Annotated in this window: 6 protein-coding genes; all 6 read left to right on the plus strand. The window is 67.4% G+C overall.

Annotation, left to right across the window (positions count from 1 at the left end; genetic code table 11):
* Positions 1-158: 158 nt before the first annotated feature.
* The 6 genes from glgP (at position 159) to B8W69_RS06485 (ending at position 13,445) form a co-directional block, all read left to right on the plus strand.
* Entirely contained in the window at positions 159-2,801 is a 2,643-nt protein-coding gene (gene glgP, locus B8W69_RS06460; protein WP_085289079.1) for an alpha-glucan family phosphorylase, read from the plus strand.
* 397 nt (positions 2,802-3,198) lie between these two features.
* The gene (locus tag B8W69_RS06465) at positions 3,199-6,369 is read left to right on the plus strand and encodes an MFS transporter (protein WP_245843147.1); all 3,171 of its coding nucleotides are present in this window, start codon (positions 3,199-3,201) and stop codon (positions 6,367-6,369) included.
* Complete coding sequence (locus tag B8W69_RS06470; protein WP_165762560.1) at positions 6,362-7,243, plus strand: DegV family protein; 882 nt, start codon at positions 6,362-6,364, stop codon at positions 7,241-7,243. The genes B8W69_RS06465 and B8W69_RS06470 overlap by 8 nt, the downstream gene beginning before the upstream one ends.
* Positions 7,236-8,138 (plus strand): DegV family protein, encoded by a 903-nt coding sequence (locus B8W69_RS06475; protein ID WP_165762561.1) that lies wholly within the window; start codon positions 7,236-7,238, stop codon positions 8,136-8,138. Before B8W69_RS06470 ends, B8W69_RS06475 begins: the two co-directional genes overlap by 8 nt.
* A complete protein-coding gene (locus B8W69_RS06480) occupies positions 8,131-9,000 on the plus strand; it encodes a DegV family protein (protein WP_085289083.1) in 870 nt (289 codons plus the stop codon). The genes B8W69_RS06475 and B8W69_RS06480 overlap by 8 nt, the downstream gene beginning before the upstream one ends.
* A 5-nt stretch (positions 9,001-9,005) precedes the next feature.
* Positions 9,006-13,445 carry a protein kinase domain-containing protein gene (locus B8W69_RS06485; protein WP_085289084.1) on the plus strand — a complete coding sequence of 1,480 codons (4,440 nt, stop codon included), beginning with the start codon at positions 9,006-9,008 and terminating at the stop codon, positions 13,443-13,445.

Here is a 13,445-nt window from a genome sequence, read left to right on the forward strand (position 1 = left end):
AACTTCCTGTCGTGGGGAAATTTTCTGTGCGGGGAGGCATCGTTGCGCCCCCGGTAACTACCCGATACCCACCCTAGTCTTCGGTCACACGCCGACGCGGAAAAGCGACCCTTCCCGCCGCAGTGCGCGGGCCGGGAACCTCAGTAAGGTAGGAACGCGTGAAAGCCCTCCGCCGGTTTACCGTCCGTGCTCACCTTCCGGAGCGCCTGACCGCGCTGGACCAGCTGTCGACCAACCTGCGTTGGTCGTGGGACAAACCCACCCAGGAGCTCTTCGCGACCATCGACCCCGAGCTCTGGGAGCGGTGCGCGAGCGATCCGGTGGCGTTGCTGGGCGCGGTGAACCCCGCGCGGCTCGACGAGCTGGCGATCGATGAGGCGTTCCTGGGCCGGCTCGACGCGCTGACCGCCGATCTGAACGATTACCTGACCCGCCCGCTCTGGTACCAGCGGCGGCAGGAGCAGGGCGCCGAAATGCCGGCCGCGATCGCTTACTTCTCGATGGAGTTCGGCATCGCCGAAGTGTTGCCCAACTACTCCGGTGGCTTGGGAATCCTTGCCGGTGACCACCTGAAGTCCGCGTCGGATCTGGGCGTGCCGCTGGTGGCGGTGGGGCTCTACTACCGATCCGGCTACTTCCGTCAGTCGCTGACCGCCGACGGCTGGCAGAACGAGACCTACCCGTCGCTGGACCCGCAGGGTCTGCCGTTGCGCCTGTTGACCGATGCGACGGGCGAGCCGGCCCTGGTCGAGCTGATGCTGCCCGACTCCGCGCAGCTGCGCGCCCGGATCTGGGTCGCCCAGGTGGGCCGGGTTCCGCTGTTGTTGCTGGATTCCGACGTCCCGGAGAACGAGCACGACCTGCGCAGCGTCACCGACCGCCTGTACGGGGGTGACCAGGAACACCGGATGAGGCAGGAAATCCTGGCCGGCATCGGCGGGGTGCGAGCGATCCGTGCCTTCACCGACATTCACGGCCTGCCCGCACCCGAGGTGTTCCACATGAACGAGGGCCACGCGGGTTTCCTCGGAGCGGAACGCATCCGCGAGCTGATGACCGGTCCGGGATTGGACTTCGACACCGCGCTGACCGTGGTGCGCTCCAGCACCGTGTTCACCACCCACACCCCGGTGCCGGCCGGCATCGACCGGTTCCCCATCGAGATGGTGCGGCTTTACTTCGACGACCACGCCGGCGACGAGGGGGAACCCCGCGAGAAGGCTGCGACATTCGATGGCGCGCCCGTGTTGCTGCCCGGGGTGCCGACGGCGCGCATCCTGGCGCTCGGCGCCGAAGAAGACCCCACCAAGTTCAACATGGCGCATATGGGTCTGCGGCTGGCCCAGCGCGCCAACGGTGTGTCGTCGCTGCACGGCCGGGTGAGTCGGTCGATGTTCAACGAACTGTGGCGCGGCTTCGACGCGAGCGAGGTGCCGATCGGCTCGATTACCAACGGAGTTCACGCGCGCACGTGGGCGGCGCCGCAGTGGCTGCAGCTGGGTCATGAGCTGGCCGGGTCGGATTCGTTCAGCGATCCGGGGGTTTGGCTGCGCCTCAAGCAGGTTGACGCGGGCCACCTGTGGTGGATCCGCTCGCAGCTGAGGTCCCTGCTCGTGGACGACGTCCGGCGGCGGCTACGTCGCTCCTGGCTGGAACGGGGTGCATCGGACGCCGAATTGGGTTGGATCGCAACGGCATTCGACCCAGAGGTGCTGACCATCGGGTTCGCTCGGCGGGTGCCGACCTACAAGCGGCTGACGCTGATGTTGCGTGATCCGGATCGGCTGGAACAGCTGCTACTCGACTCGGAACGGCCGATCCAGTTGATCGTGGCGGGCAAGTCGCACCCGGCAGACGACGGCGGCAAGGCGCTGATCCAGCAGGTGGTGCGCTTCGCCGACCGGCCCGAGGTGCGCCACCGCATCGCGTTTCTGCCCGACTACGACATGTCCATGGCGCGGCTGCTGTATTGGGGCTGCGACGTCTGGCTGAACAATCCGCTGCGGCCGTTGGAGGCTTGTGGCACTTCGGGAATGAAGAGCGCACTCAACGGTGGGCTGAACCTGTCCATCCGCGATGGCTGGTGGGACGAATGGTACGACGGCGAAAACGGTTGGGAGATACCGTCTGCCGACGGCGTGGCCGACGAGGACCGGCGCGACGACCTGGAGTCCAGCGGGCTCTACACGTTGCTGGAAGAGGCTGTGGCGCCGAAATTCTACGAACGCGACGAACACGGCGTGCCGCCCCGCTGGATCGAAATGGTGCGCCACACGGTGCAGACGCTCGGTCCGAAAGTATTGGCGTCGCGCATGGTGCGCGATTACGTCGAGCAGTACTACACGCCCGCCGCGCAGTCGCTGCGCAAGACAATCGCGCCTGCCGACGACGCGGCGGGCGGCGGCGAGTTCGGCGCGGCCCGTGAGCTGGCCGCCTACCGTCGGCGCGCCCAGCAGGCCTGGCCGAAGATCGTCATCACCGACGTGGACAGCACCGGCCTACCGGACAGCCCTGTGCTCGGCTCCAAGCTGACCTTGACCGCCACCGTGCAGCTCGCCGGCCTGGCGCCTGACGAGGTCACCGTCCAGGCGGTGGTGGGCCGCGTCGACTCCAGCGACGCGCTGCTGGAGCCGATCACCGTCGAGATGTCCTACACCGGCACCGCCGAGGGCGGTAACCAGGTCTTCTCGACGACGACCCCGTTGCCGCTGGCGGGATCGGTCGGCTACACCGTGCGCGTGCTGCCACATAACCCGATGCTGGCGGCCAGCAACGAGCTCGGCCTGGTCACGCTGGCCTAGGTGCTCGACAACGAGCCAAAACGGGTGAAGCGCTGTCAACGTAATGTATTGAACTCGCGCGCAATGGTTTTCGCGGCCAGCCCGCGGCCCGCGCTGTTCGGCGGCTTGGAAGCGACGTGAGGTAGCCAGTGGTGCCGGCCGGACCGTTGCCGTGCTCAGCCACGGATCGGGAGCCGCTCGCTAATTTTCACAACAGTAATTAGTAGGTTTTTGAACCCAGCACGGGCGGTTGAGCGACAATTGCGACGCGGTCAGAGTCGCAACAGCCCCACAGCGGAGGTGCGCCATGACGCACAGAATAGCTGTCACAGCCCGGACTACCCCGAGGCGCGCAGCCGAGCGCGCGACGACGAACGGGCATGGCCGGGCCAGCAGGGTCGTCGACGGAGACACGGGCTTGAGCGGCAGACGCCTCCGGACGGGCCGGCCCCCCGCCCCGCTTACGCGACGCCGACAGCCCTCCCCGACGGCGGTGTTGCTGGTCGCGGCTTTCGGCGCCTTTCTCGCATTCCTCGACTCCACGATCGTCAACATCGCCTTCCCGGCCATCCAGCGGTACTTCCACAGCAGCGACATCAGCAGCCTGTCGTGGGTGCTCAACGCGTACAACATCGCCTTCGCTGCGTTCCTGGTGGCCGGCGGCAGGATTGCTGACCTGCTTGGCCGCAAGCGGATGTTTATCTGCGGCGTGGTGTTGTTCACCGTCGCGTCAGCCTTGTGCGCGGCCGCCGACACCGTCGGCCAGCTCGTCGCATTCCGGGTACTGCAAGGCATCGGCGCGGCGGTCCTGGTTCCGGCGTCCCTGGCGCTCGTAGTCGAAAGCTTCGACGAAGCGCGCCGCGCACATGGCGTCGGCCTCTGGGGCGCGGCGGCGGCCATCGCATCGGGTCTCGGGCCGCCAATCGGTGGTGCTCTCGTGGAGGCGTCGAGTTGGCGCTGGGTTTTCTTGGTCAATCTGCCGCTCGGCGTTGTGGCCGTCGTGGTGGCTCGACGAGGACTGGTCGAGAGCCGTGCCTCGGGACGACGGCGCGTGCCCGACCTACGCGGCGCGGCGTTGCTGGCTATCGGGCTCGGGTGCTTGACTCTCGGCTTGGTCAAGGGGCCGGACTGGAGCTGGGTCAGCCCGGCGACCATCGGGTCATTCCTGGCCGCAGTGGTGGCGATGCTCGGATTCGCGATGAGTTCGCGGAGGCATCCGACCCCGTTGATAGAGCCTGCGTTTCTGCGCATCCGGTCGTTCACGGCGGGCAATACCCTGACGCTGATCGCCAGCGCCGGGTTCTACGCCTACCTGCTGACCCACGTTCTGTTCCTCAACTACGTGTGGGGTTACAACTTGTTGCGCGCGGGCCTGGCGGTGGCACCCGCAGCATTCGTCGCGGCTGTCGTCGCCGCAGTACTGGGCCGCGTCGCCGACCGGCATGGTTATCGCCTCATCATCATCGCCGGCGCGCTGATCTGGACAGGCAGCCTGGTGTGGTACATCGAGCGTGTCGGGTCCAAACCTGATTTCCTCGGGCAGTGGCTGCCCGGGCAAATTCTGCAGGGCATCGGGGTCGGGGCAACGCTGCCCATGCTCGGCAGCGCCGCGCTGGCCGGGCTGGCCGCAGGTGGCAGTTATGCCACCGCATCGGCGGTGGTCAGCAGCACCCGCCAGCTCGGTGCCGTAATCGGCATCGCGTTGCTTGTGATTGTGGTCGGAACGCCGGCGCACGGCGCCACCGAAGGGTCGCTGCGGCGGGGTTGGGTCCTGGCAGCGGTCTGCTTTGCGTTGGTGGCTATCGCCGGAGTGTTGCTCGGCCGCACTCGTCACATTGCTGCGACGGCAGGGGAGTCAGAACTGCCCCCGCCACTGGACTTGCCGGGATCGCGGTCGGCGCCGGGGCTTGTGTCACTGTCCGCCGAGTCCCGGCCGGCCTCGGACGGCGAGATCGATCCGCTCGGTGGTCTGCCGCTGTTTGCCGGGCTGGATTCTGTAACCCGGGCAGAGCTGCGAGATCATGCCGAGCAGGTTGACCTGGAGGCGGGGTCGTATCTTTTTCACGCGGGCGATGCGCCGGATTCTTTGTACGTCGTGCGAAACGGCCGCCTGCAGGTGCTCCAGAATGACGTCGTAATAACGGAATTGGGCCGCGGCGAGGTCGTCGGCGAGCTCGGACTGCTGATCGATGCGCCCCGTTCCGCGTCGATTCGCGCGGTGCGGGACTCGACGCTGGTGCGGCTCACCAAAACCCAATTTCAAAGCATTGCCGATTCAGGCGTCCTGGGAGCGATGGTCCGGGTGCTGGCCACGCGGCTACACCAGGCTCCGCCGCCCGCGGTGCCGCGGGCGGCGACGCCGGAGGCGGTCATTGCGATCGTCGGCGTCGACGCCGGTGCGCCCGTGTCGCTGGTGGCCGCCGAATTGGTCACCGCACTATCGGGCCGGCTACAGGTGGCGAACCCGGGCCGTGTGGACCGCGACGGATTGGACCGCGCTGAGCGGGTGGCGGACAAGGTGGTGTTGCACGCGGCAGCCAATGATGCGGACTGGCGCGACTTCTGCTTGCGGTCGGCCGATCGCGTCGTGCTGGTGGTGTCGCATCCGGCACCGCCGGTGGCACCGCTGCCGGCGCGTGCGGTGGGAGCCGACCTAGTCCTCGCAGGAGCACCCGCGGCCCGGGAACACCGGCACCTGTGGGAGGAATTGATCACGCCGCGCTCGGTACACACGGTCCGCGCCGGGCACGCGACCGCCGATCTGCGACCGCTTGCCGCGCGGATCGCGGGACGCTCCGTCGGGCTGGTCCTCAGCGGCGGGGCCGCGCGAGCTTTTGCGCACCTTGGGGTGCTGGACGAGCTGGAAGCGGCCGGGGTGGCCGTCGACCGTTATGCCGGAACCAGCATGGGGGCGATCATTGCGGCACTCGCAGCAACCGGTAAGGATGCGGCTGCCGTCGACGCGAACATCTATGAGTACTTCATCCGCAGCAACCCGACAAGCGATTACACCCTGCCGAGCAAGGGACTTATCCGGGGGCGGCGCACCTTAGGCGCCCTGGACAGCGTCTTCGGGGGACAGCTAGTCGAGGAATTGCCGAAGGAATTCCGCTGTGTCAGCGTCGATCTGCTGGCACGCCGAGCCGTCGTGCACCGAAGAGGTCCGCTCGCCGACGTCGTCGGTTGTTCCCTACGGGTCCCGGGTTTGTATGCACCGATCGTCTACGACGGTGCGCTACACGTCGACGGCGGTGTGCTCGACAACCTGCCGGTAACGACGCTGGCGCGCCACGAGGGCCCACTGATCGCAGTGAGCATCGGCACCGGTCAGCAAGCAACCCCCGCCTCCGCTACGAGACTGCCGCACTCGCCCCGGGTGCCCAACGTCGTCGACACGCTCATGCGCACGATGACGATCGGTAGCGCCATGGCATCAACGGCGGTTCTGGAGCGGGCCGATCTGGCGATCCACCCCGACACCAGCAGTATCGGTTTCCTCGAGTGGCATCAGATCGACCGCGCCCGCGAGGCGGGCCGGATCGCGACGCGCGAAGCCTTGCCGCGGATCATGGAGGTGGTTTGTGGCTGACGTCGCGGTGGTTACCGACAGCACCGCCTGCCTGCCGCGGGCGCTCGCAGCCACTTTGGACATCACCGTCGTTTCGCTCTACTACGACCTGGGTGGCGGCTGGCTGCGCGAGTCGGAATTCGATGGGGATTTCGGGACGTTCTTCGCGGAACTCGACGCGTCGAAAAGCGTCGCGAAAACGTCGCCGCCGCGCGTCGAGGATTTCGTCGCGGTCTTTGAGCGGCTGCTGCAGCAGCACAGCGCTATTGTCGCCGTCCTGATCTCGTCGGGCCTTTCCGAGACCTGCTCGATGACTCGGCAGGCGGCCGCACGGCTGGAATCCGAAGGCCGCGGTGGCGAGCGGGTGATGGTGATCGACTCCGCCGGTGCGGCCGGCCAGTTGGGTCTTCAGGCGCTCGCAGCCGCGCGGGCGGCCGCCGCCGGGGAAAACGCCACGGGGGTCACCGCGGTGACGCGCCGGGCGCGCCAGGAGGTCAGGCAGTGGGTGGTTCTGGACACGCTCGAGTATCTGCGCCGCGGCGGCCGGATCGGCGGCGGCGCCGCATGGCTCGGATCGGCGCTCGACCTCAAGCCGATCTTGGTGCTCGAATCACAATTCAGGGCTGTCGAACGCGTGCGCACGCGCAAACGCGCTGTCGAACGGTTGGTCGAGTTGATGCGACAGCGGCGCGGGGTGGGCGCCGATCGATGGTTCGTCCAGCACGCGGACGCGCGTGAAGATGCCGAGCGGTTGGCCGAGCGACTCGCCGAAATGTTCGGCACCGAGCCGGAGTTCATCTCGGAGCTCAGCCCGGTGCTCGCAACTCACACAGGTCCAGGGACGTTGGTGGCCGGAGGTCTTTCCAGTGCGGCGTTGGAGGGCGCATATGGCTGATGTTGCGGTGGTCACGGACAGCACCTGCGCGTTGCCGCGGGCGCTCGTCGAGAGCCTGGACATCACGGTGGTGTCGCTGTATTACGACATCACCGGCGCCGCGTCGCCCACCGGCGGTCACGAGCTGCCTGGCCGGGGGGAGCGCGAGTCGGACTTCGACGGCGATTGGGCACGGTTCTTTGCCGAGCTGGACGCGTCGAAGACCGTCGCGACCACCGGGCCGCCCAAGATCGAAGATTTCGTCGAAGCCTATGAACGCCTGCTGCAGCAACACAGCGCCGTGGTCGCCGTCATGCTTGGCTCAAACCTCTCCCCGACGTGCGAGTTCGCACGGGAAGCCGCGGCGCGGGTGGACCGCGAGCGGATTGTGGTCTTCGATTCGGCCGGCGTGGCCGGCCACCTGGGTTGTCAGGCGCTGGCGGCGGCGCGTGCCGCGGCGGGAGGAGCCGACCTACAGGGCGTGACCGAGCAGGCGCGCCGGGCGCGCCAGGAGATCAGGCAATGGGTCCTTGTCGACACGCTCGAGTATCTGAGGCGCGGCGGCCGCGTCGGCACCGCGGCCGCATGGATCGGCTCGGCCCTCGACCTCAAGCCGATCTTGATGATCGAATCCGAGATGAAGGCCGTCGAACGCGTGCGCACGTTCAAGCGCGGGGTCGAGCGGTTGATTGAGCTGATGCGACAGCGCCGCGCGGTGGGCGCCGATCGATGGTTCGTCCAACACGCCTATGCGCACGAGGACGCGCAGCGACTGGCCGAGCGTCTCACCGGGCTGTTCGGCACCCAACCGGAGTTCATCTCCGAGGTCGGGCCGGTACTGGCAACTCATACCGGTCCGGGGATGGTGACGGTCGGTGGTCTTCCCGGCGCGGCGTTGGAGGGTGCGTATGGCTAATGTCGCGGTGGTCACCGACAGCACCGGCTACCTGCCGCGTGCGCTCGTCGACCAGTTCGAAATTACGGTTGTCTCACAGTATTACGACGTCGGTAGCGGCCTGCTGCGCGAGTTGGACTTCGATGGTGATTTCGCACGGTTCTACGCCGCACTGGACGCGTCGAAGACCGTCGCGACGACTTCGCCGCCCACCGTCGAGGATTTCGCGGTGGTCTTTGAACGGCTGCTGGAGCAGCACAGTGCAGTCGTTGCGGTGCTGATCTCGTCGGGCGTTTCCGACACCTGCTCGGTGGCGCGGCAGGCGGCCGCGCAGTTGGAGTCGGGGGGCGATTGTGCGGCGCGGGTCACGGTGATCGACTCGGCCGGTTTCGGCGGCCACCTTGGGTTCCAGGCCCTGGTGGCAGCGCGTGCCGCCGCCGGGGGAGCCGACCCGGAGGGTGTTATCGAGCGGGTGCGCCAGGCCCGTAAGGAAGTCAAGGGCTGGGCGCTGGTGGATTCGCTCGAGTACCTCCGCCGAAGCAACAGGGTGGGCGCTGTGGCCGCATGGGTCGGATCGGCGCTCGACCTCAAACCGATCCTGACGATCGAATCAGAGCTCAAGGCCGTCGAGCGCGTGCGCACGCGTAGGCGCGGGACCGAGCGGCTGATCGAACTGATGCGCCAGCACCGCGCGGCGGGTGCCGACCGGTGGTTCCTGCAACAGGCGTATGCGCACGATGACGCGAAACAGCTGGCTGAGCGTCTCGCCGAACTGCTCGGCACCGAGCCCGAATTCGTCTCCGAGGTCGGGCCGGTGGTCGCAACGCACGTCGGACCGGGCACGCTGGTGGTCGGCGGACTTCCAGGGGCGGCGTTGAGGTAACCGAGATGAGCACCGCCGCGAGTGTCGAATGCAGCAAATGCGGGGCCGGGAACCGGCCTCGGGCCAAGTTTTGCAACAGCTGTGGTGCCCCGATCGTGGTCGAGGTCGCGTGTCCCGGCTGCGGCGCGCGCCAACCGGGCTCGCAGCGCTTCTGCGACGAGTGCGGCACCATGCTGGGTGCCCAGTCCGTGCCGGCGCAGCCGGCGGCACCGCCCGTCCCCAAGACACTTGCGGACGGGCGTTACACGCTGGGCCGCCTGCTCGGCGAAGGGGCCGGCAAGCGGGTGTACCTGGCCACCGATACCCGCCTGCAGCGCGAGGTGGCCGCAGCAGTGTTCAAGGCCGGCGGCACGGACGCGGCCGCCATGCGCCGCGCGCGCCGGGAAGCGGAGGCGATGGCGAAACTCGGGGAGCACCCGAACATCGTCAACGTGTACGACTTCGGCGAGGAGGCGGGGCAGTTATACCTGATCAGCCAGTACATGGCGGGCGGGGACCTTTACAGCCTGTTGTCAGACGCAGTCGATCACCGACTCGCCGTCGAAGAGGTCGTCCGGATCGGGCAGGACATCGCCAGTGGGCTGGCGCACGCGCACGGTCAGGGCGTGGTGCATCGCGACGTCAAACCCCAGAATGTGTGGCTGGCGCCCGACGGCACCGCGAAGATCGGAGATTTCGGACTCGCGGTCGCGGAAGGCTCAACGCGCGTGACGGCCGTGGGGACGGTGATCGGAACGGTCGCCTATATGCCGCCCGAACAGGCTCTCGGTCGCGGCTCCGACGCCCGTTCGGACATCTATTCCCTTGGCGCTTTGCTGTACGAATTACTCTGCGGGATAACGCCTTTCGCAGGCGAGTCGCCGGCTGCCATTGTCTCCCAGCATGTTTCGACCGCTCCAGTCGCGCCAAGCGGGCATCGTTCCGGCATTCCAGCACCGCTCGACCACTTGCTGCTGAGGATGCTGGCGAAGTCGCCGGAGGCGCGTCCCCAACAAGCAACCGAGGTTCGCGACGTGCTTGGAACGATCGCCGCCGCGGTCACGAGTGGCGATGGCGCGACTCGGGATATGGCGGCGCTCGACCGGATCACCGACAGCACGTTCCTCGGGCGAGAACGAGAAACGCACGAGCTCCGCGCCGCGATCGATGACGCCATGGGCCGCCGCGGCCGCACCGTGCTGATAAGTGGAGAGTCGGGAATCGGCAAGACACGCCTTGCGTCGGAGGCAGCGGCATACGCTGCCCTTCGGGGCGCGCAGGTTCTGTGGGGCCGCTGCTATGCGGGCGCGGGTGCTCCTGCCTATTGGCCGTGGGTGCAGGTGATCCGCGACTATGCGCGTAGTCGCGATGCCGAGACGGTGGCTTCTGACCTGGGCTCAGGCGCGTTTGAGATCGCTCAGATCGTCTCTGAGATACGCGAGCGTATGCCGGAGATCCCCGAATCGCCGCCGCTGGACGCCGAGCAGGCGCGCTTTCGGTTGTTCGACTCGGTGTCGCGGTTTCTGATCGGCGCCTCCGACCGCCAGCCACTCGCGATCTTCCTCGAAGACCTGCAACAGGCCGACCACCCGTCATTGATGCTGTTGGAGTTCGTCGTGCGCGAGTTGGCCCACTCGCGCGTGTTCGTGCTGGGCACATATCGAGACGACGAGCTTCCCGACGACCATTACTTGAAACAGGTACTCACCGGGCTCAGCAAGGAACGTGGATACGCACGCATCAAGCTGCGGGGGCTCTCCGATCAACATGTCAAGGCGATGCTCGAAGCGGTACTGCAGCAACCGCTGGAGCGACGAAGTGAACTCGCACTTGCCGACGCCGTGTGCCGCGAGTCTGAGGGCAACCCGTACTTCACCGAAGAGATCGTCCGCCATCTGATCGACTCTGAAGTGCTCGACTGGCGTGACGATCGGTGGGTCACCAACATCCGGGACGGCGAGGAGCTCGGCATCCCCCGGGGTGTCCACGAAGTGGTCTCCCGTCGGTTGGAGAAGCTGCCGGCTGAAACACTCGAGCTGCTGTCGACCGCGGCGGTGATCGGCCGCGAGTTCGATCTGTCGATCCTGACGCACGTCAGCGGGCTGGAGGCAGACGTCGCGTTTGCGCGGATTCAGCCGGCTCTGGACGGGGCGATCGTGCGGCAGGCTGCCGGCGAGCCGGGCCGGTACGGCTTCGCGCACGGCGCGACTCGCGACGCGCTGTATGACGACCTGCCCGCGCTACGGCGCTCCCAGCTGCACATCGCCGCCGGCGAGGCGATCGAGGAGCTCTACGAGGACCGGATCGAGTCTCATCTGTCCGCAATCGCATTCCACTTCGCGAAGGCGGCTCCATACGGTGACGCCGCGAAGGCAGCCGACTATGCCTGGTGGGCGGGGGAACGCGCGGCGGCGACGTATGCCTACGAAGACGCGGTCAGCCTTTACGCGACGGCGCTGCGGCTCTTCGACACGATCTCGGAGGTGGTACCGCAGCGCCGGTGCGATCTGCTGCTGGCGTTGGGGGATGCGCGGTGGCGGGCCGGCGAAGCCGAGGGCGCTCGGAACACATTCGGCGAGGCTGCGACCATTGCGCGCGAGCTGGCGCTCAACGACCACTTTGCCCGCGCCGCGCTCGGATACGGCGGCGGCCCGGGCGGCTTCTCGATCACCGATCGTGCCGATGAACAACTGGTGGCGTTGTTGGATGAGGCGCTCGAGGTACTGCCGGCACGTGACAGCGCGCTGAGGGTGACGGTGCTTGCCCGGCTGGCCCTCGAGCTTCGCCGCAAGGGCGCGCTGGCGGAAGCCGACCGGACCAGCGCGCAGGCCATCGAGATGGCCGAACGAGTCGGCGACACGAAGATCTTGTTGCTGGCCATGCATAGCCGGCAGTGGTCAACCTTGGGCCCCGACCGCATCGACGAGGCCATCGCGTCCGGCGAGGAGATGGCGCGACTCGCCCGGATCGTCGGTGACCGGGACATGGAGTTCGAGGGCCATCAGCTGCGCCTGATCGCGCTTGCCCAGCTCGGCGACTTCCGGGCGGTAGATCAAGAGATCGCCGCGTGTGACCGGCTGGCCGGCGAGCTACACCAGCCGCGCTACCTGTGGCAGACGGCGGTGTTCCGCACGATGCGGGCGTTGATGCAGGGTCGCTACAAGGAGTCGGAGCGTCTTGCGCAGACGGCGCTGTCGATCGGGCAGCGTGCCGAGCCGGAGGTAGCGGCAGTGGTCTACGGCGCGCACTCGTTTCTGACCCGGCTCGCGGATGGCACTCTGGAACAGCTGCGCGACGTCGGCCGCGAAGCCGCCGCGCGCTACGGGCAGGCGTGGCCGGCATCGTACGTGTGGCTGCTGACCGAGATCGGCCAGCTCGATGAGGCTCGCGCCAGGTTCGCGGAGCTCACGGCCGACGGCTTCGAGACGCTCCGGCGCGGCAGTGACTGGTTGACTTCGGTCTGCGTTCTCTCGATGGCGTCGATCCCGATCGGTGATCGAGAAGCCGCAAGCGCACTCTACGAGCTGCTGGTGCCCTACGAAGACCGCTGCACGCTGTTTCTGGCCGGCGCCGGGTGCCTCGGCTCCAACCACACGTTCCTCGCCTTCGCCGCCGTGGCGGCGGAACGCCATGAGGACGCCGTGCATCACTTCGACCTGGCCCTCGCGCGCAATGCGGAGATCGGCAGCGATTACGTGACGCCTCGGGTCTGCTACGAGTACGCGCGCATGCTGCTCGGCAATTCTGAGCCGGCGGATCGGGACAAGGCGATGGGCCTGATCGACCGGGGACTTGATTTCGCGCAGCGCAACAGCATGCGCGTCGAGGTCGAGCGACTCGTGCAGCTGCGCAGAGGGAGCGAGCAGAGCCGGGAACAGCAGCTCGGGTGGTCGGTGATGGACGACGTCGCCGAGTCCGTCGGGGCGGACCGGCCCGACCTCAGCAGGGTGGCCGCCCCCGACGGAACGGTCACGATCATGTTCTCCGACATCGAAGGCTCGACGGTGCTCGCCGAGCAGCTCGGCGACGAGCGCTGGTTGAAGCTTCTGCATCGCCACAACGCGGTCATCCGTCGCCAGCTGGCCGCGCACAGCGGCTTCGAGGTCAAATCACAGGGCGACGGATTCATGGTCGCGTTCGCCAGTGCCCGTAACGCGCTGCGCTGCGCGATCGCTATCCAGCGTGACTTGGCGGCGTATCGCGACCAGTCGGGTAGCCAGGTGCTGCGCGTCCGGATCGGACTGCACACCGGAGAGGTGATCCGCGAGCAGGAGGACTTCTTCGGGCACACCGTGATCCTCGCGGCGCGGATCGGCGCCAAAGCGGACGGGAACGGAATCCTCGTCTCGGCGGTACTGCGCGGGCTGGTTGCCGGCAGTCACGAGTTTCGATTCGGCGGAACCCGGGAGGAACAACTCAAGGGGCTGCAGGATCCCCAGCGCGTCTATGAGGTCTGCTGGGAATAG

It is taken from the genome of Mycolicibacterium vulneris (assembly GCF_002104765.1).
Taxonomy (GTDB): Bacteria; Actinomycetota; Actinomycetes; order Mycobacteriales; family Mycobacteriaceae; genus Mycobacterium; species Mycobacterium vulneris.

Excerpts from the sequence above, each read along its gene's own strand:
- B8W69_RS06475 (WP_165762561.1), top strand. The coding sequence starts at position 7,236 with ATGGCTGATGTTGCGGTGGTCACGGACAGCACCTGCGCGTTGCCGCGG.
- B8W69_RS06480 (WP_085289083.1), top strand. The coding sequence starts at position 8,131 with ATGGCTAATGTCGCGGTGGTCACCGACAGCACCGGCTACCTGCCGCGT.
- B8W69_RS06485 (WP_085289084.1), top strand. The coding sequence starts at position 9,006 with ATGAGCACCGCCGCGAGTGTCGAATGCAGCAAATGCGGGGCCGGGAAC.